This window comes from Phaeodactylibacter xiamenensis (assembly GCF_965229835.1).
GTDB classification, from domain to species: domain Bacteria; phylum Bacteroidota; class Bacteroidia; order Chitinophagales; family Saprospiraceae; genus Phaeodactylibacter; species Phaeodactylibacter xiamenensis.
Genome location: NZ_OZ245931.1, coordinates 194578 through 216639 on the forward strand (window position 1 = coordinate 194578; position 22062 = coordinate 216639).

15 protein-coding genes are annotated in these 22062 nt (G+C 49.2%); 2 read left to right on the top strand and 13 right to left on the bottom strand.

Annotation, left to right across the window (positions count from 1 at the left end):
• Positions 1–55 precede the first annotated feature (55 nt).
• Together ACO08I_RS00685 and ACO08I_RS00690 are read left to right on the top strand one after the other, a co-directional pair.
• The gene (locus tag ACO08I_RS00685; protein WP_421948173.1) at positions 56–3256 is read left to right on the top strand and encodes a glycoside hydrolase family 2 TIM barrel-domain containing protein; all 3201 of its coding nucleotides are present in this window, start codon (positions 56–58) and stop codon (positions 3254–3256) included.
• Position 3257: 1 nt separating this feature from the next.
• Complete coding sequence (locus tag ACO08I_RS00690; RefSeq protein ID WP_421948174.1) at positions 3258–4085, top strand: glycoside hydrolase family 16 protein; 828 nt, start codon at positions 3258–3260, stop codon at positions 4083–4085.
• On the opposite strand, the gene ACO08I_RS00695 is transcribed toward ACO08I_RS00690, so the two are convergent.
• The 13 genes from ACO08I_RS00695 to ACO08I_RS00755 form a co-directional block, all read right to left on the bottom strand.
• Positions 4079–5701, bottom strand: a complete 1623-nt coding sequence (locus ACO08I_RS00695) for an alkaline phosphatase D family protein (protein WP_421948175.1) — start codon at positions 5699–5701, stop codon at positions 4079–4081. The genes ACO08I_RS00690 and ACO08I_RS00695 overlap by 7 nt on opposite strands.
• Before the next feature lie 9 nt (positions 5702–5710).
• Positions 5711–6982 (bottom strand): T9SS type A sorting domain-containing protein, encoded by a 1272-nt coding sequence (locus ACO08I_RS00700; RefSeq protein WP_421948176.1) that lies wholly within the window; start codon positions 6980–6982, stop codon positions 5711–5713.
• A gap of 116 nt (positions 6983–7098) precedes the next feature.
• Entirely contained in the window at positions 7099–7674 is a 576-nt protein-coding gene (locus tag ACO08I_RS00705) for a hypothetical protein (protein WP_282773857.1), read from the bottom strand.
• A gap of 125 nt (positions 7675–7799) precedes the next feature.
• Positions 7800–8783 (bottom strand): hypothetical protein, encoded by a 984-nt coding sequence (locus tag ACO08I_RS00710; RefSeq protein ID WP_282773855.1) that lies wholly within the window; start codon positions 8781–8783, stop codon positions 7800–7802.
• Positions 8784–8896: 113 nt separating this feature from the next.
• The gene (locus ACO08I_RS00715; RefSeq protein ID WP_421948177.1) at positions 8897–13534 is read right to left on the bottom strand and encodes a PKD domain-containing protein; all 4638 of its coding nucleotides are present in this window, start codon (positions 13532–13534) and stop codon (positions 8897–8899) included.
• 362 nt (positions 13535–13896) lie between these two features.
• The gene (locus tag ACO08I_RS00720) at positions 13897–14388 is read right to left on the bottom strand and encodes a hypothetical protein (protein WP_421948178.1); all 492 of its coding nucleotides are present in this window, start codon (positions 14386–14388) and stop codon (positions 13897–13899) included.
• Between the two features lie 338 nt (positions 14389–14726).
• Positions 14727–15320, bottom strand: coding sequence for a hypothetical protein (locus ACO08I_RS00725; protein ID WP_282777314.1), 594 nt, complete (start codon positions 15318–15320; stop codon positions 14727–14729).
• Positions 15321–15545: 225 nt separating this feature from the next.
• Complete coding sequence (locus tag ACO08I_RS00730; RefSeq protein ID WP_282777316.1) at positions 15546–17369, bottom strand: vWA domain-containing protein; 1824 nt, start codon at positions 17367–17369, stop codon at positions 15546–15548.
• Positions 17370–17382: 13 nt separating this feature from the next.
• The gene (locus tag ACO08I_RS00735) at positions 17383–17976 is read right to left on the bottom strand and encodes a hypothetical protein (RefSeq protein WP_282777318.1); all 594 of its coding nucleotides are present in this window, start codon (positions 17974–17976) and stop codon (positions 17383–17385) included.
• 179 nt (positions 17977–18155) lie between these two features.
• A complete protein-coding gene (locus ACO08I_RS00740) occupies positions 18156–18440 on the bottom strand; it encodes a helix-turn-helix transcriptional regulator (protein ID WP_282777320.1) in 285 nt (94 codons plus the stop codon).
• Positions 18441–18658: 218 nt separating this feature from the next.
• A complete protein-coding gene (locus ACO08I_RS00745) occupies positions 18659–19414 on the bottom strand; it encodes a hypothetical protein (protein WP_282777322.1) in 756 nt (251 codons plus the stop codon).
• A gap of 44 nt (positions 19415–19458) precedes the next feature.
• On the bottom strand, positions 19459–20397 hold the full coding sequence (locus ACO08I_RS00750) for a type IX secretion system membrane protein PorP/SprF (protein ID WP_421948179.1): 939 nt from the start codon (positions 20395–20397) through the stop codon (positions 19459–19461).
• On the bottom strand, positions 20394–22031 hold the full coding sequence (locus ACO08I_RS00755; protein ID WP_421948180.1) for a gliding motility-associated C-terminal domain-containing protein: 1638 nt from the start codon (positions 22029–22031) through the stop codon (positions 20394–20396). Before ACO08I_RS00755 ends, ACO08I_RS00750 begins: the two co-directional genes overlap by 4 nt.
• Between the last annotated feature and the right edge of the window lie 31 nt (positions 22032–22062).

Sequence of the window (22062 nt, forward strand, 5' to 3'; positions counted from 1 at the left end):
GGGGGCGAAGTGTCCTGATTTTTTTAGTTTTAAGCACTTGAAAAAAATAACTGATATGCCATCTTCTTATGCTTACCGCAATTTAGCGGTTGTACTGTTGCTCACCTTGAGCACGGCCTTTGCCGCACAAGCCCAGCTACAACCCTGGGAAGACCCCGCCGTCAACGGGATCAACCGCATGCCGGCCCGGGCAACGTCCTATTCTTACCCCGATGAAGCCACAGCACTTATGGTGGACCGTGAAGCTTCCGGGCGTTACCTCAGCCTGAATGGAAACTGGGCATTTGCCTTTGCTGAGGTGCCCGAAGCCGCTCCGAAAGATTTCCACCTGCCGGATTTTCAACTCAAAGGATGGGCGCAGATTCCGGTGCCTTCCAACTGGGAACTGCAGGGCTACGGCACAGCGATTTACACCAACATCACCTATCCCTTTGTGCCGGTAGACCCGCCATACGTTCCCGATGAGGACAACCCCACCGGCTGCTACCGCCACACCTTTGAAGTGCCTTCAGACTGGGATAATCAGCAAGTAGTGCTGCACTTTGGAGGCGTGAGCTCCGCGTACTATGTTTGGGTGAATGGGGAGATGGTCGGCTATAGCGAAGACAGCCGGGTGGCTACGGAATTTGATATCACGCCTTATGTGAAATTTGGAGAAAAGAACCTGCTGGCGGTAAAGGTACACCGCTGGTCCGATGGCAGCTATCTGGAAGATCAGGATCACTGGCGCCTGAGCGGTATTCACCGGGAGGTAATGTTGCTGGCGCAGCCCCGGACCCATATTCAGGATTTCTTTGTCAAGGCAGCCCTGGACGAGGGCTACAGTTATGGCAATCTTACGGTCAAGCCCCGGCTCAACCACAGCCGGCTTACAGAACTCGAAGGCTGGTCCTACGAAATTGATGTGTACGATGATTCAGGCCATCCGATGCTGGAGCAGCCCCTCAAGGCCACGGTCAGTGAGGTGATAAGGGAGGACCTTCGGGTTTACCCACGGGAAAGTACGGTGCTTTCGGCTACTGTTTTCAATATTAAGCCCTGGACAGCGGAAACGCCCAACCGTTATACCCTGGTCATTGCCCTTAAGGATGAGAATGGGCAAACCGTGGAGGCCCGAAGCAGCCGCATTGGCTTTAGGAATATCCAAATCGGGCAGGAAGGAGAACTGCTCATCAACGGGGAATCGGTGGAGTTGTACGGGGCCAATCGCCACGACCACCATCCGGTTACCGGCAAAGTGGTCTCGGTAGCGGATATGGAAGCGGACATCCGCCTGATGAAACAGCTGAACTTCAACGCCGTGCGGACTTCACACTATCCCAACGACCCCCGCTTTTACGAACTCTGCGACCGCCACGGTTTGTATGTCATTTGCGAGGCTAATCTTGAGGTCCACGGCATTGGCAGTTTGTTGACTAAAGACCCACGCTGGTCGAATGGTTTTGTGGAGCGGGCGGTGCGTATGGTGGAACGCCACAAAAACCATCCCTCCATTATTTTTTGGTCACTGGGCAATGAGTCTGGTGCCGGAGCCAATCACGCTGCGATGACCGGCTTCATACGCGAGTACGACGATACCCGCCTGGTGCACTACGAGGGTAATCACGAATTTCCGCACACCAAAGCCAGCTACGTGGACATGTACAGCCGGATGTACTGGTCTATCCCCGAGATGGTCAACCTCAGCCGTCAGTCAGATTTGAAGCTGCCCATCATGTGGTGCGAAATGGCGCACTCTATGGGCAATTCGACAGGTAATCTGTTTAAATTCCGGGATGTGATACAGGCGGAACCGCAGATTGTAGGGGCATTTGTCTGGGACTGGGTTGATCAGGGGCTGGTCAAGACCACCGAAACCGGCGAACGGTATTTTGCCTACGGAGGTGATTTTGGCGACACCCTGATCAATGATGAGAACTTCTGTCTGAATGGCGTCGTGGACCCCGACCGCCGGGTGAAGCCCGGTGCTAAAGAGTGGAAAAAAGTCTTCCAACCGATACGCCTGACGACTCAGGTGCCACAGGAGGGCAAGCTTACGTTGACCAACCTGTATGATTTTACCAATCTCGAAGGGTATACGCTTTCCTGGCAGCTTATGGAAAACGGGATGGCACTGCGTTCCGGATCCATGGCCCTTCCGGATTGTCCGGCGGGTGTTGCTGTGCCACTGCAATTGGGGCAAATGTCGCCGAAGGCACCAAAGCCCGGCGCCGTCTACACCCTCGACCTGAGTGTTACGCTCCCGGAAGCGCAATCCTGGGCACCGGCGGGCCATGAGATGGCCTCTGCGCAGTTTGTGCTGCCGGAAGTGCCGGATAACCGGAGCTTTAGTGTGCCAGAGGGCAAGCTCACGCTGGAGGAGAATGAAAAGCAAGTCAAAATATCAGGTGCCGATTTTATAGCAATCGTGGATAAAACTACCGGAGCACTTTCCGATTATAGCACCGGTAAAATCAGTTGGCTGGAAGCCCCCCTAAAGCCCAACTACTGGCGTGCCCCGACCGACAACGACCGACGGGGCTGGAAAATCTACCGCGAAGCCGCGGCCTGGAAAACGGCGGCTGAAGAAGCCAAAGTTCAGGGCGTGCGCGTACAGGAAGCGGCCGGCTACGTGCAGGTGGAAGTGCAAAGCGCCATCCTGGAGGGCAAAGCCAGCCAAAAGACGGTCTACACCTTCTACGCGGACGGACAGGTCAAGGTCGATTACCATTTCAAAAAAGAAGGCGACTACCCGGAACTGCCCCGCATCGGAATGCAAATGGCGATCCCGGATGCCTATGATCAGATTGAGTTTCTCGGGCGCGGGCCGCATGAGAATTACATCGACCGGTTGTTGAGTGCCCAATTAGGGCGCTACAGCATGCCGGTGGACAGCTTTTTCGAAAGCTACATCATGCCACAGGAGTGCAGCAACCGAACCGGCGTGCATTGGATGGCGCTTTCCTCCGGGCGCGGCAGTGGATTGCTGGTGCAGGCTCAGGATAGCCTTAGTATGAGCGTCTGGCCTTACAGCATGGATGATTTGGAAGCCGCAACGCACACTCCGGAACTGCCCGAACGAGACTTCCTGACCGTCAATATTGACCATCAGCTACTGGGCGTAGGCGGGGACAATACCTGGTCAAAGGAATCTAAAGCCCACCCGGAGTTTCGCCTGAATGCTTCAGCTTACCGGTATGGTTTCGTGCTGCGCCCTTTCGGTAAAAAACAACCTCTGGGAACATGGCTAACAACGCCCGTACCAAAAACGAATTAACATGAGCACCTCCATTTTGCCCCTATTGTTTTTCCTGATGGCCCAATCGGTCGGGCTACCCGATCCATCTGCCATGAAAGGCTGGAGTGACGAGTTTGACCGACCGGCTATTGATACTACCCTCTGGAGTTTTGAAGAAGGCTTCATCCGCAATCACGAGGGGCAGTACTACACCAACCGCCCGGAAAACGCCTACATTGAAGAGGGTTGCCTGGTGCTTGAAGCCCGCCGCGAGCCCTTCCCCAATGCCCGCCATAATCCCGATAGCGACCGGTGGCAGGAACAGTGGGGAACCGCTGAATACACCTCTGCCTCTCTGCATACAGCCGGCAAGCGCGAATTCCTCTACGGCCGCATGGAAGTCCGTGCCAAGCTGCCCGCCGGGCGCGGGGTATGGCCTGCCATCTGGACATTGGGCAATAAGATGGGTGAAGACATCCCCTGGCCCGACCGTGGGGAGATCGACATCATGGAATTTGTAGGTTACAATCCGGGGATGATCTACGCCAACGTCCACACCGGCGCTTACAACTGGGTGGCGGGTACCAACAAGGGCGATTCCATCCGGATTGAGGATGCCTCAACGGCCTTCCATGTTTATGCCATCGACTGGACGCCGGAGCGGATTGACTTTTACGTCGATTCCACCCATTATTTCTCCTTTGAGCGGGATGTAGAAGCCGACTTTCAGCGCTGGCCCTTTGACCGCCCGCAGGCATTGAAGCTCAATCTGGCCATCGGCGGCAACTGGGGCGGCCGGCAGGGGATTGATACGACGATCTTTCCTCAGCGGTACTACATTGATTATGTGAGGTACACTCCTTACTGATCATTTGCCCGCCAGGTAAATTCATTCACCACCACATTATCAATATTGATGATGCGGTAAGTGACCTCAGGAATATCTCCGGTAGTATCAAAAAGGAGCTGTCCAAAGGAGCACTTTTCGTTGTAGCCGTATTCGCTGCCCGGCATGATTTTGTGCGTATGCATATTGGTCAGCTTAGAGCTCTCAAATTCATACAGCGGATAATCATTCGGCCGGTCGATCTTCCAAATATCGGAGCGGTGGCGGTCAGCAGAAAGGAGAAAAACGCCCTTGATGTTGTTTTCCGTCAGGAAGTCAAAAATCTCGTTACGTTCCGCTTTGTAACCACCCCAGGTGTCGATGCGGCCTTCCAATGCAGGCTTGGCATCAAAGGCCCAGGGTACAGATGAGATCAGGACCTTTACCTTAGCATCAGATTCCAGGAGGACGGATTTCAGCCAGGCTTTCTGCGCCTCGCCCAGCATGCTTAGCGGTTCTTCGTGCACCGCGCCCACCTCGCTGGGTTGGCGGTAGTAGCGGCAGTCCAGGAAGAAGAAGTCCACATCGGCGATTGAATGCTTAAAGAACACGCCAGGCTTGCCCGTTTCATCTCCGTAGCCGGGGTCTACCCACTGCCGTTTGAAGAGGTCAAGTACTGGCCGTTTCCAGGCTGGGGAATCAGGATCGGGCGTACCGTACTCATCGTTGTCTCCAAAGTCATGGTCATCCCAAATGGCATAGGTAGGGGTTTGGGCTACCAGCTTTCTCCAGTGGGGTTCCGACTGCCGGCGGTGGTAACAGTACTGCTGTAAATAGGGCTGCTCCGGGTAGTCGATGTACACATTATCGCCCAGCATGAAAAGCGCATCGGGGCGGTGCGACTGAATGGTGCTCCACATGTAATGCTGCCAGGGGATGTACGCGGCTCCACCTCCGAAAACCACAGAAAATTGCCCCGGCTTTCCAGCCTTAGGGTGGGTGGTAAACTGATAGGTGCCTTCGGTGGGTTCTCCATCTACGGAGAGCCGGTAGAAATAGCTCAGCCCGGGCTTCAGCCCTTTGACAGTCAGCTCAGCCGTGTGCCCGTCTGCGGATTGGGTACGCCCGGTAGCCGATTTGACTTTCCGGAAGGATTTGTCCCGGCTCACTTCCACCTGCACTTTCCGGGGCTGGTCTGTCCGGCACCAAAACGTAGCACTATTGCCGGTGACTTTACCGACCATGGGCCCGTGCACCAGTGGCGTGGGGTACTTTTCGGCCAAAGCCTTGAAGCCCGGTAGCTCCACCAGCGGTTGCATCAACTTCGCAGGCCCAGCCAGATAGCGGCCAAACGGCATTTCCTTTTCCAGAGAAGCTTTGACATAGCCCAGTGACTTTTCGGTCTCACCAATGTAGACGTAGGCCAGGGCCCTGACAAAGTCGGCTTCCACATCGCCCTCCCGGGCATCCGCCAGCGGTAAAACCTTCTCTGGTTCTCCTACGTAGATATGCCGGAGGTAGGTCGTAATGGCTTTACGGTTGTACCAGTCTTCGGCATCACGGCAGAAGTACTCGCCCCCGCGGGGGACTAATTCCTGGGCTTGCAGGGTGATCGTGGTACAAAATAAGAAGCAGAAGGGTAAAAGTAACAAGCGCATTTCCCGAAATTATTGAATGATGATTTTCTGTATTTGCTGTGGCCCGTAGGCAGCCCGCAGGTAGTAAATGCCGGGTGGCAAATGCCCGATGTCTATTCGTTGCACCGGTTGCTGTAGTTGCACCTGGTGTATCACCTGCCCAAAATTATTGAATAACTGCAAAGGTACAGCAGCTGTACCGGGATGGGGCTGCTCTACGTAAAGTACGGAAGTTGCCGGATTTGGAAAAACCTTCAGAGGCAGAGGCTGATCGGGCGAATGGACAGCCACAGGCTCGCCCTCATACCGGTGATGTACTTCCAGATTGGCCAGGTAGGCCTGGTCCACCCCCCGGAAATAGAGGCGAAGCGCTTCAACCTGTTCAAACCAGTGGTACAAGGCAGGCGGTTCATTAATATTTGTGCCATGCGCTTCGTTTAGTTGTTCGACGATGAGCCCCTCAAACTGATCGGAACGGGGTGTTTCCATAAACATCACCAGCTCATTATCGGTTTCGGGCGCCAGCGCATCTCTCTGGTAGAAGGACAGGCGGTTGGGGGCAATGACCCAGATGTAATGCTTCCAGTGGGTGGTGGAGGCCAGTGCCAGGCCTTCATTCTTTTGGGTGGGGCTCAGGGGATAAGGATCGCCCTGCCCGGGCGTGCCCCCGCCGGCCTCGCTGGAAAAACCAGGCAGCCAGTACCCAAAAGCCTGCTCAATTTCACCTTCCAACTCTTCACCGCCACCGTAGAGCATCAGTCCGCCAGACTGGAAAGCGCCGGTGTTCTCGGTATTGCGGAGGCGCATATTGTAGGCAGGCCGCCCAAACGGGGCTTCCGCAGACAGATCGTCAATGGCGCCAAACGGAATACCGTTTTCGGGATAATCATGCAAAAGCGTCACCACTATCCGCCCGGACTCGCCCCAGCCGGGGCTGTTCAGTGCATCCCAAAGGGCATCGAATTCCACGATAAGGGTGTCTGCTTCCCGGGAGATGGGTGTGGGAAACCGAAAATCCACCGCCTGCGATGCCCGGATGGTATTGGGTTGATACCCGGCATATTCCATGGCTTTGGGCGTCATGTGTATGGCCTGGTAGATCAGCCCCCGGCTATCCTCGATGGAATCGTATTGAAAACCGCTTTCCACTTCGGTATTGTCGCCCCAAACCAAGAGGCGGGAAAGATCGGTGAAGGCGGAGGTGTCCGCAAAGTTTTCATCGATCAGGAGCGTATCCTGAAAGGATTGAGCGGTAAGCAGACCCGGAATTAAGGCCAGTAACAGGTAAAACAGTCGTGCCATGGTAACAGCGCTTTGATGAAGGTAGCTCAGTACCGGGCGCTGTAATGGTATTTGGCTTCCGGGTTCTTTGCAGACTGTAAAAGGCCTGTTTCCGGTCAGGATCAAAATACAGCGTATTAATCCTCCGACCGGCAAGTCTCCAGTATACTTTTAAGGGTTGCCCGCGCAATTTTAGTCGATTCAAGATCTGAAAACAGGATAGTGAAGTCATCCTTAAAGCCCGGGTCCCCATCTTCGTAGTATTTGATGATGTCCTCTTTTCCGATGGTTTCCAGTTCCAGCCCCACTTCGCTGCCGGAGATGTCGATATCTGCCTTTTCCCCGTTGATATCGTAAAGGTTGAATTCAAAGATTTCTTCTTTCCCCTTTTCAGTGTCTATTCTTGTGAAGGTGATTTTGCAGGGGTCTTTGTCTGCACCAGCCTGCAGGGCTAGTTTTTGCTCCAGCATTTTGGGCGCCCCTTCGACTACAGCTGCCTTTAGCCATGCCCAGTCTTTGACCGGAACGGGGCGTACTGCCGTCTCTTTAGCCAGGTAGGTGAGCAGTGCCTGCAGCTGCCGGGCATTCTCTACATCAGAAGCCCGGAACCGGAGGTCGGAGTCAAAATCGTCTGGTTCCTCGTTCTCAAATACCTGAATAAACTTGTTGTTGCCCTTGACTTTGACTTCCACGGCAATAGCCGTTTTATCCACATCAATCTCAATTTCAGCGGGGTCTAAATCCCCAAAATCAAAGCGGTAGGCCCGCTTTTCGGCATCCGCTTCTTCCTGCTCCGTGAGGGTGTAATCTGTCGTGGAGCCTATTTTGATCTCCTGAGTTACTTTGGTTGCCCCGCAGGAAAGCTGTTCAATGCGCTTTCAAAAAGGGCGACAGCATCGTCGTAATCAGCAGGTACGGGTAGGCGATTTTCCACTTCCTGCCTGCCAAATCGGATAAGGGTATCCAAAACCGAAGCCATTTGCCTGCCCAGGTCTACATCCGGGACGTAAACGCGGAATTCGTCTTTCATATCGTCGAGCACATCATTTTCATAGTACTCGATGTAATCGGTTTTTTTCCGGGTTTGTCCCTCCACAAACAGGGCCTCATTCTTGATTTCAAACTGCAGGGACGTAGGGTCAAGGTCCGCAAGGCTAAATTGCATGGCGGTGGAAGTGGCGTCCTTGCTCGACTTTTGGTGGATTAGGATTTGATCCTTTCTGTTTTCATCAAATTCCGCAGCCTGACGGATGGCTTCATCTTCTTCAACAGTGGTTTCTTTAATGTTGCTCACCAACCACTTCCGGAGATCGGTATCAATGGCTTCCACTCTATACTGAGCGGACCAGGCGATTTCAGCGGGGGGGATGGCAGCATCCATCAGTTTTTCAATAGCCCGGGCTTCATCAATATCCGTTGCCCAGATTTTTATTTCATCGGTGTACCCATCAAATTCTCCTTCCTCGTAGTATTTGATGAGGTCTTTCTTGTTTTTGGTTTTCACCTCCAGGGTCAGTTCCTTCTTACTGTCCTCTATGCTTATGGTGTAGCGATCCAGGTCGCCGAGGTTAAAGGCATAGCGATAAGTGGTTTCCCTGGCTTTGCGGTCGGTTTCCACGATAGTGAGATTGATCGCCCAGGGCCGGCTGGCATCGGCCTCAAAGTTTTGCTGATAGACTTCCTTGGCGGTTTCTACTGCGGTGATGGCGGTGTTTAGGGCTTGGGTGAGGCTGTCTAGGTTTGGGGTTTTATCCTGAGCATTAGCAATTTGAATACTCAAACAGAAGAACGCTGAAATGGCAATTGCTTTAATAGGGTTCATTCTATTTAAATTGTACTTAAAGCAAATCATAGGCTGATAATAGTTTAGTTATTGCCCAATATTCATAACTTCAACTCTATCGAGTTGATTTGGGAAGAACGGGCGAAAGTGTTCTATTTTGTTAGGTGAATATCGCCAAAAAATAGCTTTTGTTCGCCATTCACCAACTCAAGTATAGCTTGATATGTAAAAACATTCGGATTCATTACTTCTCCCCTAAATGTGCCATCCCATGTTGTTACCTGTCCAGCCTCAATAGTACGCTCTGTGTCTTCGGATTCGTAAACCATTTTCCCCCATCGATCAAAAATTTGGAAGGAAATGACCCCTTCAACGCCTAAAACCGGGAAGAACCGGTAACGGTCATTTACTCCATCGCCATTTGGGCTAAAGGCATTCGGGAAATAGACCCGTATTTCTTCATCCACATTTATGGTTATGGTATCTGACGCTTCACAAAGCTCATTATTGACAGCAAGCACATAGGTGGTGGTTTCGTGAGGCATGGCAAGAGGCTGTAGCGTAATAGTGTCCTCTAAATAGTCGGTAGGCGACCACTCAAAATCTAAATTCGAAGCATTTACCTGGCTTACTATGCGGACACTCTGACCAAAAAGTATTGCTGTATCAGGCATTAGTGTAGCCTGAAGTGGGAAAACAGGAGGCACCCGGAATTGTAAAGTTGTATCGCAGCCATCCTGGCTTAAAACATCCAGTGTGTAGTTTCCCGGCTCAATAATTTCAAAACGGTTGATACCTGCCTGGAAATAGTTCTCACCGGTAACCATAACCTCATTTGAGGAATCGGTAGCAACCTCCAACACGAAAGCGTCACTGAGCAGGCATCTTTCGTCAATCGTCAGGGTGTCAAATCTTGGAGTACCTGCCACAAAAACAGGTTGTTGTATGGAATCAAAGCAGATGCCTCCAATACTCACCAGGAGGCTAACATCGTAGCTTCCACCAAATTGGTAGGTATACCCTGGGTCTGGTAGATCAGAAGAGGAGCCATCACCAAAATTCCAAACCCAACTATCCGGAAGGAATGGCTCATCGATACTGTTGAATTGGACGAAAGCCGGAGAACACTCGCCACTGCCTATATAATCAAACTGGGCAATAGGCGTAGGCCGGACGAAGACCGGGAATGCTAAACTATCCATACAGCCTGCGTTGGAGGTGACAACCAGCATATTGGACTTAAGCCCCGGAGTGGAAAAGTTATAATTGGATTCACACTGATCCCGGTTGCCACCATCTGCCATCTTCCACAAGCAGGACGAGGCTCCGGTGCTTTGACTGTTCAGGACGAAAACCTCCCCGGAACAGACAGAATCAATAGGTGCGGCCAGGGGAATGGGTAAAGGGGCTATTTCAATCATTGCACTTATCGAATCACGGCAGCCTTCCAGGGAACGCCCGAAGACGGTTATGGGGTAACTCCCGGGGGCAATGTACAAATATTCGCTATTGCTTAGCAAAGTGCTGTCTCCCGTACCGTAAAACAGCGTCTGCTCTTCTGCATTGCCCGTAACACTAAAAGGTAAAGGTTCATTGGCACAACCTATTGGGTCGAAGTCAAGACCTAACTCCGGTCGTGGCTGAACTTCAAAATAATACCTCAGGCTATCGAAACCGCAACCCTCAGCATAGATCGTTACCCATGCTGAATCATTGGGTTCACTAAAAATATGGCTGACAGATTGAGAAAGGTAGCTGCTGCCGTCGCTCGTGACCCAGGAAATGGGAGCTCCGGGGGTTGAAATATTGGTCAGCTCCAGACTGGCACCTGCACAGAGGGTTTCGGCACTGTAATTCATCCGGGCCCTTACATCTGTGGGCTGAATCTCGATTTCATAGGTGGCTGTATCACTGTTACAAGCGTTACTGCCAATGATAGTTACCCCTAAAACAGAGGGTAAGGTATCTGTAAATACTTGAAAAGGAGGTGGTTCAGTACCTGTATACGTTTGCCCATTGGAGAACAGCCACTCAGTAGGGCTGGAAGCAGTCCCGGTGGAGAGGTTATAAAAGCTTACGGTTTCCCCGCTGCAGGGCGTATCAAAGTCAGTACCTACTCCTGCCTGGAAAGGAGCTCTTGCAATGAGCTCTAAGGAATCCGTTTGGGTATCGCAACCGTTACTGGTGGTCAGGGTGGCGATGTAGGTCGTATCTTCCGTTGTAGCCGGGAGCAGCACCTCCTCCAATGTGGTTGCCGTGCTGTCCACTATATTGTGGACTGACCAGGAATAAGTGAACCGGTCGTCAACTTCAGAAGGCGCAAGGCTGACCAGGAAGTCAGGGCATTCACTGGTGCTGGATGGCAGGATGCTCATAGCGGGTAAGGCGCCCAGAATATCAACTTCTGTGTTGCCGGGCAAAGAGGCACAATAGCGTTGGTTCGTATTAGGATTGACCAGGAAGCCGGTGAGTGATACGGTATATAGTCCTGTCTCTGTGTAAATATGGCAAGGCGATTCATCGTTATTTGTGTTGCCATCCCCAAAGTCCCATTCAAAGGCTTCCGCACTGCTTTGTGCATTTACGGCAAACTGCAGACAGTCCGTATTTTCACAGGCCGTACTGTCGCTTAGGATTTCCACCGATGGGCGAGGGCTGAAAAAGACTTCTAAATCTGCACTATTGCAGGCTTCCGGTAAATCTTCAAGACTAAAGGAAAGGGCAAAAGTATCAGGTTGTACCCCATTTAAAAATAGCGTATCCCCACTTACGCCCATACCCATCCACTCCCCAGTCGAAGGTGTACCTGCCGGCAACACCAGAAAAGTGGCAGTGTCGCAGAGGTATACTTCATTGAAGGGGAGGCTTACTCCTTCGCCACTGGCAATTGTTACATTTAGGGTATCCTCGGTTGTGCAGGAGGGAATGGATTCATTTACTGTGTAAATATAAGGATAGGTTTGCCCGGCTGTTACTTGTGACAGGTCCACGACTCCTGTCTGTGGGTCGACCCCGGTACCTGACCATGAACCCTGTCCGGGTGGTTCAGCTGACAGTTGCAGAAACGGCTCGCTATCACAAAACACGAAGTCTTCTTCGGCAACGGCAAGCGTAAGGCTATCAATAGAAAGAATAATGGTGTCCGCAACTGCACAGCCCGGATCAATCTCATACTGTAGAGTTATGGTGTCTGTATCAGTAGAAACACCGGTGGGGTTATAGGTACCAAGAACCTCATTAATTACACCCGTGCCACTCCACGTGGCAGTGCCGTCATCAGAGGAAAAAGACACGCCTGTAAGATCAGGCAAGGGCAGTATGTCATCAACCTGACAAACCGATAATTGATCGGGTAAATCGCTTATAGTGGGTAAAGCGACCACTGCTACTGAGCTGGAAACCGTGGTGGTGCATCCTGTATTTCCGCTGTCGTCGAAAGTATAGAAGACATCGTAAGTAGTTCCCGGTAAAAGGTTTTCCGGCGAGAAAGTCCCATCCATGCCCGTGATGCCCTCACCACCCCAGGTACCCCCCTCTTGTGTTGCTGTTAGCTGTATGGGGGAACCCTCTTCACAAACGGACCATGGTCCATCAAGGCTAACATCGGGAGATTGGATGGTAATGGTGCGGGTAGCGATGCCCTCACAGGCACCAAAGCCCTGTGAAAAGGTCACGACATAAACGTCATCATCCTGATCCTGATTGAAAAAAACTTGTCCATCCTGCTCAATCAGGCCAGACCCATTATCGACTGACCAATTCATTCCCTGACCATCTGTCTCCAACAAAAGCAGATTGGTGTCCCGGCAAACCGTCAGGTCTTCAGCCGGTAGGGTAATAGCGGGATCAAACTCGCCAAAAACAAAGAAAGTATCCCGGAGTATTGCGGTGTCACAACGGCTGAAAGCAGTGGCCTCCAGTATATAGGGCTCCGTATTTTCTCCCAGCGTGATGGGGAAATCATCGCTTTCGTAGATCGTACCGTTTAAGTCATAGCGAACATCCGGAAGGAGAGGGGAGGGGGCGTAAGTCATCGTCAGGCAGGAATCAGCTTGCGGCATGAGATTTAATGCCAGGGCAGATACTACTTCAACCACCGTTGTAGCAGTAGAGGGTATCATGCAAGGATTATCCACCGTGAGCATGATTTCGTAGAAAGCATCCATGTCTGAATTGAATACTAAAGACATAGAGTCATTAGATACTTCATCCAAGAGCGTGAATCCGTTATTTGGTGAAAAAGTCCATTCATAGGAATTCACATTTGAGGAGCCTTCCGAGGTCAGGCTAACGTTTCCGCCATCCGTTAAGCAAACGAGCAGGGAGTCTCCGTTTATTTCCTCAAAGCCCAGGTCGGGGGTGATATTAGCCGAGGCCAGCTCGTTTACCTCGATGTCTTGAGTTGACGTAACCGTACCACACTCGTTTGAGGCTGTAAGAGAAATAGGGTAACTGCCGGGTGCGTCGAATTCGTAAGTTGGTTCAGCTTCAGTAGAGGTAGACCCATCCGGGAAAGCCCAGGAATAAGTCATATTGGGGTCGTTGTCCGGGCAAGTTAAGTTATTCAGGGTGAATGCTGTGCCCGGGCAGATATAACTTTCATCAGGTGTGAACGCGGGGCGGGGTGGGAATTTAAAGGTTATCCTTTTGGAGATGTTTTCCTCTGGGGTGGCTCCGCCATAAGCTGCATCTATGGTGACCTGAAAGCAAAACCCACCCTGTGTTCCACAAGTCTCATAGGAGCATTCTTCGAGGAACTGAGCAATTGGAAATTCATGTTCCAAGGTCAATGACTCTCCTGGCTGGATTAGTTCATTTGTACCGTCTCCCCAATCTACAGCAATAACAGAGAAGTTAAAGTCGGAATTTGGAGATATTTCAATTTGAACTACACTATCTGGATAGCACCTTATTTCAGTACCATTAAGGACAGTGAAGGATAAGGTCTCCTGAGCTTGTAGTGATAAGCTTAGAAATGAAAAACAGATCAAAAACAAGACTTTAGACTTTCGGTAGAGAAGGGTAAGCATGGTGTTTGTTATCAGTATAGATGAAATTAGGGAAATACCGCTTACAATAGTAAGAAGCATTTCCCTTTTTACATTGTTTTATGGGCTGTTTTTCAAATTACATAAAGCGACAGCGTAAATTTTTACCGTTCCATTCTGTAAGCTAATCGCAAACCTACATGTGACCAGCTATTATCAACCAGATTAAGAACCGGTCCGATGTCTATTGGTCCCAGCTGAATGCCCCCACTAAGCCCAAAACTGAAAAAAGTACCATTACCGGTTCCAAAAGTTGTAACCGCATTTACATAATGAGCGCCAATAGCACCTTGGGCATAGAACTTATCTGTAAAGAAGTACTTTACTCCGACTCTTGCAGGGATCATGAAAATTAAAGCGTCAATAATTAGGTCATTAGGTACATAAGTAAATCCTGATTGTACTAACCCGGTAAATGATTCTGAGATTTCCTTCTCGTATTGAACATTGGCACCTACGGGATTACCGTAGAACTCATTCAACTCGCCAATAAGCGTAGATGCATCGAGACCAATTGAGAGATAATCTTGTGCAACTGCACTTGAAGAAAACAGGAAAATACTTAGAGGCAGAATAAAAAAGATTTTAAGTTTCATGTTTAGAATCTTATTTGATTATGATTTTCCCTACTCGTATGGCTTTTCGGTTTCGCCCCGTTTTTAACAGTGGTTGCTGGACTCCACGATACCGTAAGGTCAACTTAATTGTGACTTAAATGTATACTGGCTTGTACTGCTTTGCGCGTTTAAATCACTGTGTAATAAATTTTTAACCATTTTGAAGGGCTCTTTTTCCCTCACTCTTCGTTGCGTGCTCGCCTTCGTAGCTTAGGCTACGAGGCTCCGCAGCGCCTTGATTGAGGCAAAAATACCCTCGTTCAAAATACTCACTAACTTAATACACATTGTAATAGGTGTAAAAAGGTACTAAGGAGCTATTTTTCAAATTGCATAGAGCCCTCCATCACCTCGCCCGTTTCCAAAACGACTCTAAATTCGGCTTCAAAGCGGTTGTTGTTGTCCGTGGTGACGTTGACATAGTTATTACCGTCAGGGTTAATATTATCAGAGATTGTAAGAATATTTTTTCTTTCTGATTCTTCTGAAATAAAATCGATAAAGCTTATTGAGTAGACTCCTGTTTCTAAAGAGCTTAGTATTTCGGTTGTCACATCATATTCCCCTGTGCCGGAATAGTTTACAAATTGAATGACAAGCCCGCGTGATCTTGGAGGTTCCACCCCTTCAGGAGTTGATTCGGCAACTGCTACAGCAAAAATTTCATACTCAAAGGAATAGGATTCGCCTGTATCGGGATTTTCAAAGGTGATCATAGTGTCGACCTCTGTAATTCCCCCATAGCCATTGTACTCAAAATTTTCCCCATCATAGGTAAAACTATAGCTTCCATTGAATTCGGTATTATCGAACGGAGTAGTCTGATCATCATCTTCTCCACAGGCCACGAAGGTCAATACCGGAAGGAGCGCAAGCAATAAATAAATCTTAGGTAGTGCAAGGCTTTTCATAAGAACTAAGGTTTTTTGATTAAAATTTTGAAAAAGTTCCTGTTATAGATTGAGTTGAAGATTCTATCCGTAAGAAATAGATGCTGGGTGGAAGATGGCCCACCGGGATACGGGTATCCTGCACCTGCCCCTATCGTGCTCACTTGCTGTCTGGACAAGACTTGTCCCTGTGCGTTGAGTATGCTGAGCAGGGCTACAGGCCGTTAGTAACAAACAGTATTGTGTTTAATCGCAGCAGTTACTACAGTAACTTCGATGCTCTTCTCTAAGGTCAAATGCGTTGGAGCTATTTCCTTCGTACTCGCGCCACTTAGGCATAATACTGCTCTCCAGCCAATTCCAGCGCTGATCGAAGTTCTCAATGTCAGAACCAGGAAAATCCTCATCATGTCCGGGAACGGGGGAAACAACTTCCCCATACTCCTCCAGCACATCCCATAATATCGGATGAGGAGAATAGATAATGTCTTGTAAGATATTTAGTTGTTCGTGTTTGAGTATATCCAGATTACCTGCATACACGTTTTCAGGTTGCCTACTATCAATTTTGAGCCAAGCACGATACACCTCAAGCGTAAAGGATTCTGGCTCGTTTAGTGAAGCGTAACAAAACAATTTCTCCAATTCATCTATTCCGCCCTCTAAGTAGGCTAGGTGCATCCATGCCAAATCGTTAAATACGGCCAGGTTTCCTTGAATTATGGATCTCTCCATTTCCAGAAATGAACCCAGGGTAAAACCGTTTCCAGCAAGCTCTGCGATGATTTCCCAGAACTCAGGATCGTAGTCGTAGATTCGATTTCCAATTTTTCCTGAGACTATGGCTGCCAAACCTGCCCATTTAAATTGATCTGGGTTTTGATGATATAAATCTGCGTACATGCAAGTAACTCTCAGGTTCTCTATTTCAGGGTTAGGTTCTGGAAGGATTTCTCTTGAAAGGGTAGTTGCTTTTTCCTGCCAGATTGCGATTGGGTTTTCTTCTTCCTCATCCCAAATACAACTACAACTAGGTACCCGCTGGTCAAAATCTCCGGCATTTTCAATTGTAAGAGGTTGTGAAAAGGGGAATTGGAGCGAGTATGTATCTGTAAGGTTCAATATGACTTCCCCGTTCACAATATTTCCGACTTGGAGGGGTGAGTTGGAAATAGCCCGAAAGCGAACATTGTAAAACCGCCCTTCGCCTCTGAGTAGTTCACCTAAAGAACTATATATGGAAATAAGTTGGAGCGCATCTTCTGCCAACATGACCGAGCCTCCGGTTCGAAAAGCGATTTCAGATAATTCTGATTGTTCGACACCTTCTCCCAGTCCAACCGTATAAATAGAAATACCTTCCATGCAGGCCTTGTCCACAACCTCTGAAATAGTCACGCCACCATCTGTATCCTCCCCATCAGTAAATGCAATAATTGCCTGATTCATATTGGTAGGTTCGTTGGCAACTATTGGAATTAAATTATAAATTGCTTGATAAAGCGGTGTTCCACCACCTGCCCGGCCGGCGAGTGATTCAATTGAAGCTTGCAATAATGACTGGTCGTTAGTGAAATCGACTAAAGTACCAAAGGGAGATGGATAGTTCCCCCCACTTGAAAACGCCGCAATCATGGCTCTTTCGTCAGTGTTTACCAGGCTTGAAAAGCTAACCCCTGCAGTGATCCTATCGTTTTGAGGGTCAGTCGAATTTATTGACCCAGACTGGTCAAAAAGCAAAGCTGCTGAAAAAGGCCCAACATAATTGTCGACTGTTTCGGTGACTTCCAGTACCTGGAATTCAATAGGGGAGAAGCTGGAAGTTTCTACTGAAAAGTTTTTAGGGGCTAACCCTTCTATGAATTTGCCAAAATGGTCAACTGCGAACAAGTTCATACTTAGCTCTATGGTGTCGCCGCTAACTTTTTCAATAGAAACTTCGCTTACACCTCCTGCAGGTACACCTTCTACAGTAGGAATCAAGGGGCGGTACTCTTCCTCAGGATCAGAGCAATTCGAAAATACTACAGCTATAAGGGTCAAAAGCGTTAATAAATGATAACGTGACATGGATTAATGTTTTTTAAGGTAGATATAAACTGATCCCAAATTTCGTATAAGTTAGCGCATCACTTCCGATCTCAGTGAATAGCCCGAAAGACCTCCCGAGGTAATACCTGATTCCAAAGAAAAGATGCGCGGTGAAACTATCATTGCTTGAGACACTGTCACCGCTACTAAGGCTCATTCTACGGTAAGTAGCAGCAGCTCCAAGGTAAGGGTCAAGTCTGTCATGAATTGCGAAGTGGTAAGCTGCCCGAACGCTTCCGGCATAATACCTGTAGTGATAACCTAATACAGGTACGCTCCACTGTTGGAAGGCTCCTGTGGCGCCAATACCTAAATTACCGATGATGTTTTTTTCAAAGGTTAAGCCTACTGCTGGTACCGAGCTCTCAACACCAAAATTATTTATCTCCTGACTCCACTCTTTCATCTTTAATGGAGAAAATAAACCTATGTGTGCCTGGATTACGAAATTGTCTTCTTCGTAATATTCAGGCTCATCAGTAAAGAAATCACCCACATCTGAAAGCACTTGAGCTTCCATAGAGGAACACCACACACTTAGAGCAAAATGAAATATGAAGAGTAGCGAAAAATTTGATTTATTCATCTGTTTAAATCGTGTTTAAGTGCAATAGAAGGATTATGTCGACCGCAATAATAAATTACAGCCGACACACACACATTACATTAATAACAACTGAGTAAAATAAGACCTTCGACTCAATGCTTTACAATAGCAGCGGTAAAGCGTGGATATCCTGTCAGCAGCCTGGTGAAGAATGGCTTTTACAGCAATTCTTTTTCGACTGCATATTTGTAAACATCGAACGTCCGGGACACATCTAGTTTTTTCCTCATTCTTTTGAGTATAGTTTGAACGGTATGCTCGGAAATATGCAATCTTTCGGCGGCGTTGGCAATCGTTGGGCTGTCTGCCCAGGATCTGAGGATGGCTAACTGCCGCTTTGTGAAATAGACGTTCTCTTTATTTCCGGGACCAGGTTGTTCTGGCTTACTCATCTTTCCCTCATTGTTGTACTCAAAATTAGGTACAGTCTTTTTAATGCTCACGGACGAATTATTTGTTTTCTACATTTTTGAAGACTTAAACTTCTTGTTTGTGTTGATTTTAAATATTTTAAAATCAATGTTTTGTGTTTTGTATTGAATGGTTTTGCCTGGACATTTCCTGTGATGAGAAATATGCAGGTTAAAAAGCAGTTGAAATGCTTCTGTACTGCATCCTAATCATAACCGGACAAATAGCAGTACTGAACCAACAAATCACATTACACACCTCCTGAATCACCCGGAGAAGTCGATTTTGCACTAAATGCCCTGCGATTCAAATTATGAATTACAACTTCACCGACCGGGATCAAAATAAAGGGCAGAAAAAACACAAGCAGGCCGTAATAAATGGTCATAAAATAATTGCCCACCAGGTTGTTACGCAAATTATTAGATATCCCTCCAAAGAAACCGGCGTTGAGCTGTTGCAGGTTCTCACCTTCTACCATTTGGGCAATGCCTGTTACATCATCCGAATACCCTAACTTATTAAGTAAAAAGGAGATGATGTTGCGGTTAAACCAATAGTAGAATTGCTGCGCCCATGAGCCTTCTGCAAAGCCTGAACCCTCTACAATCTTCGCATATAGATTCTCTTGCGTCTGTTGACCGCTTTCTACAAGCTGTTTCCCAATCGTCTCTACATGAGGTATATAGCCAACTGCATATTTCTCTATTGTGCCGGTTGATTGCGCTATCCAGTCATCTGTGGTTTTTTGTATGCTAAAGACGGAAGCAAAAACACCAAAAAGTAAACCAAGGAGGATGGGGATGTAGATTAAATGTGCCTTTGCAAGAATCGTCCATACCCGGTTCGACCGATGAAAGGCCTTCCTTTTATTTGCAATGATTACCAAAGTGATGCCTAGTGTAAATCCAAGTATCCCGAAGAATAATCCTTTCGTGAAAAAATTCCAGATAGCGGATCCAAAAATACCTGTAATCTCTCCGATTAGCCATGTTGCCATTTCCATACTGATAAAGTTTTATTGATTGTGGATTTTCGTGTTTTTTAAACTTAAAACGACACATCCCGCCCCGGCAACTGCTCCCTAAGAATCAGCTCACCATCCAAACCGGGCTGGTTGACGGCGCCTATGCTGCCAAACCATATCCGGGAAGTGGCTCCGATCCTAAGATCCAGGAACCGCCCAAAGCTGATCATGTAGCCAATACCGATGCCGGCACTATTTGACGTAAGGTGGAGCCTTGCCCAGTAGTAACGGTCGCGTTCCAGTTTGAGGTAGAGCTGTGGGTAGAATTGCTGCGGTGCGCTGTAGTCTACCCAAAGGACAGGCTCCAAAAACCAGTCGCCCTGCATTTTAAAGCTGCCCCCTGCCATGAAGCTGCCGTGGATTTCCGGCCGATAGCGCTGCAGTTCATTACCCAGCCCTCCCGGGATCGCGGGATACACTGCCAGTCCGGCAAAGTAGATGGTCTCGTCGTAGTAATCATCGTCTGAAGCGAAGAAGAGTCCGGCACCTGCATTCATACGGCTGTAGACCTGACGCGCGGAGCCGATGAGCGGATCGCCGGGGTCATTTACTACCGGATTGTCGATGGACAATTGCATCTGCTCCCAGCGGACGGAGATGCCAATGGCGAGCTGACGCTTGCCCCGGTGCCCGAACCGCAGTTTATAGTTTACGGCTCCGGTGATGTCTGTACGGTCATACGTATTGGACAATTCTCTGCCCACAGCCAATCCGGCACTCATCCGGAGTGGTTTGACCGGGGCCTCTGCAAATACCTGAATATTCCGCGGGGCGTCTTCAAACCCGCTCCAGGGCTGATTGTAGCTGGCACCTGCGCTCCGAAAATTGAACCGGCCTGCCAAAGCCGGGTTCCAGGCAAAAGCATTGGCATCAATACCATAGTGATAGGGCAACTGCTGCGCACCAACATTCAGGCTTAAGAAAAGTGTACCACAAAAAAATAGGACTGCTGTAATTCTCATTCCCGAATGATTGATAAGGTTTGCTGAATGCGTTCCCCGTTCACTTCCAGCAGGTAAAAATATTCCCCATCGGGCAGTGGACGCCCGTTGTGCGTACCTTCCCACAATTCGTCATCTTGCTGGTAGCCTGACTTTTGATAGACAGCCTGCCCCCAGCGGCTCCAAACTGTCAACTCGTTGTTGGGGAACTTCATTAGGTTGGGGAAGAAGAGCTGATCGTTCATGCCGTCCCCATTGGGCGTAATCAGGCTGATGGGCCGTATGGAAGCAAGTGGATTGGTAGCGACTTCCACAAAAACGCTATCGAGAATTACACAACCGGCTGCTCCGGTGATTTCAACCACAAACCAACTGCTGTCGGCTGGCTGTACTACCGGATTGGGTATGTTGGCCGGGTTTACCGGATACTCCTGTTCGATCCACCGGTAGGAAGTGCCTCCGGTGGCGCCAAGCTCTAAAGAGGTGCCTTCCGCAATGCAGGTGTCCTGCCCGGCACTGCCTTCAAATTCAACCAGCTCAATGGCAACGACTGCGGTATCCGCCCCGCACCCGTTCGTGCTAATCACACTAAACGTTTGTGTGCTGTCCGGGCTGACACGGATTGCAACGGAATCAATAGCAATCAGCCGGCCCTCGGCATCCAGCCATTGTATCATTTCCACACTTGCGGTATCCAGCGTAAGCAGCGTGGAATCCTCCGGGCAAAGCGTTGGCGGGTCCGCGAAGGGAATACCCATGGGTAAGTCCTCCGCCTCAACTGATGCTTCATCTGTAGCCGTACAGCCGTTTAAGTTGGTAACCGTGACTGCGTAAAGCCCACCGGAAAAAGCGGTGATGCTGGCTTCTGTTTCGCCGGTTGACCAATTATAGGCAACCAGGGTATCGGGCAAGGCCAGTTGGATGCTGTCCTCCGGGCACAATATGGTGTCGCGAAGCACTTCCAGCTGGAAGGAGTCAACTTTTACCGAAAGGGAGTCCTGAAAAATACAATCATTTTCGGATATCGCTGTCAACGGGAAGACACCCGTAGTGTCAATTTCAATACTCGCTCCATCCACGTTTCCTCCCCAGGCAAACTCCACACAGCCCTCACAGGCTGCCGTGACGGTCAAACTGTTGCCTTCGCAAATCAAGGTATCCTGAAAAGGAAGGATCTGAGGTGCCCGCCAGGTCGTAAGGTTCGGCAGTGTATCCGGTGGAACCAGATTCAGGTTCCCGTCTTCCAACACACCAACCTCCCAGGGGATATATTCCTCCGTGAGCCCTACTGTTGCCGAGTCGCCGGGGCAGCCTCGGGTATCGAAAAAGAGATCGGCAAAAATGGCACCGTCCGGAAGGGAAAGCCCTCCAACCGGGCCCAGCCACGAAATATTGATGTGGTTATCGAAGGTATTGACAACCAGCCCGCTTTCGAAAGCCGGATCGAACTGAGCCTCCTGCAGGATAAGGGTTGAGTCCCACCCTATAGAAAACTGAAAGCTAACCACCAATTCGAAATTGTAGACTTCAACGGGGATCCCGGTTGGTGCACCGCTGATCAGGAGGGTGTCTTTTAATTCGAAACGAACAGCCTGCCCGGCAACTGCACCGATACCGCTTACCAAAAAGAGGAAAAGTATCGTAATTCTCCGCATATAAAAAGAAATGGAGCAGCACAGGAATCCC

Coding starts and splice junctions, on each gene's coding strand:
- ACO08I_RS00685 (WP_421948173.1), top strand. CDS start 56: ATGCCATCTTCTTATGCTTACCGCAATTTAGCGGTTGTACTGTTGCTC.
- ACO08I_RS00690 (WP_421948174.1), top strand. CDS start 3,258: ATGAGCACCTCCATTTTGCCCCTATTGTTTTTCCTGATGGCCCAATCG.
- ACO08I_RS00695 (WP_421948175.1), bottom strand. CDS start 5,701: ATGCGCTTGTTACTTTTACCCTTCTGCTTCTTATTTTGTACCACGATC.
- ACO08I_RS00700 (WP_421948176.1), bottom strand. CDS start 6,982: ATGGCACGACTGTTTTACCTGTTACTGGCCTTAATTCCGGGTCTGCTT.
- ACO08I_RS00710 (WP_282773855.1), bottom strand. CDS start 8,783: ATGAACCCTATTAAAGCAATTGCCATTTCAGCGTTCTTCTGTTTGAGT.
- ACO08I_RS00720 (WP_421948178.1), bottom strand. CDS start 14,388: ATGAAACTTAAAATCTTTTTTATTCTGCCTCTAAGTATTTTCCTGTTT.
- ACO08I_RS00725 (WP_282777314.1), bottom strand. CDS start 15,320: ATGAAAAGCCTTGCACTACCTAAGATTTATTTATTGCTTGCGCTCCTT.
- ACO08I_RS00730 (WP_282777316.1), bottom strand. CDS start 17,369: ATGTCACGTTATCATTTATTAACGCTTTTGACCCTTATAGCTGTAGTA.
- ACO08I_RS00735 (WP_282777318.1), bottom strand. CDS start 17,976: ATGAATAAATCAAATTTTTCGCTACTCTTCATATTTCATTTTGCTCTA.
- ACO08I_RS00745 (WP_282777322.1), bottom strand. CDS start 19,414: ATGGAAATGGCAACATGGCTAATCGGAGAGATTACAGGTATTTTTGGA.
- ACO08I_RS00750 (WP_421948179.1), bottom strand. CDS start 20,397: ATGAGAATTACAGCAGTCCTATTTTTTTGTGGTACACTTTTCTTAAGC.
- ACO08I_RS00755 (WP_421948180.1), bottom strand. CDS start 22,031: ATGCGGAGAATTACGATACTTTTCCTCTTTTTGGTAAGCGGTATCGGT.